The sequence below is a fragment of the Stenotrophomonas capsici genome, from assembly GCF_034961085.1.
Lineage (GTDB): Bacteria > Pseudomonadota > Gammaproteobacteria > Xanthomonadales > Xanthomonadaceae > Stenotrophomonas > Stenotrophomonas capsici.
The window spans coordinates 1-472 of record NZ_JAYFUH010000013.1; the positions used below are offsets into that span (position 1 = coordinate 1).

Here is a 472-nt window from a genome sequence, read left to right on the forward strand (position 1 = left end):
ATGGCCAGCGCGGCCGAACAGGCGTCCTGCATTTCCTGCGCCCCGGGCATCGGCCCGGCCACGCGCGTGTCCAGCAGTTCGTCCAGCAACAGCGGGAACGCCACCAACCGCTCGGACAACAGCGCGCTGCGCGCCAGCACGTTGTCCAGGCGGGTCAGCGCGCTGGGCTGTTCGTCCAGCAGTGCCAGGTAGCTGGTGCGGCGCAGGATCGACTGCAGCAGCCCCAGCACGCGCCGCAGCGCGGCGTCCGGCTGCGGCGAGCGGGTGGCCGCATGCAGCAGCGCCGGCAGCACCCGGTCCAGCCGCGCGCGCGCGTTGTCCGAGAGCGACTTCACGCCCAGCGACTGGGCGAACTCACGCAGCGACTGGTCGGCACCGGCCGCATCGGCGAAACCGGCCTCGGCCAGCACCTCGGCGCTGCCGCCACCGGGCAGCACGCGCCAGTAGCTGGCCAGCGCATCGGGCGCGGCCT

1 pseudogene is annotated in these 472 nt (G+C 73.9%); it reads right to left on the bottom strand.

Features of this window, described 5'->3' with window-relative positions:
• A pseudogene (locus tag VA603_RS00205) lies at window positions 1-472 on the bottom strand (bifunctional [glutamate--ammonia ligase]-adenylyl-L-tyrosine phosphorylase/[glutamate--ammonia-ligase] adenylyltransferase); the annotation flags it as partial.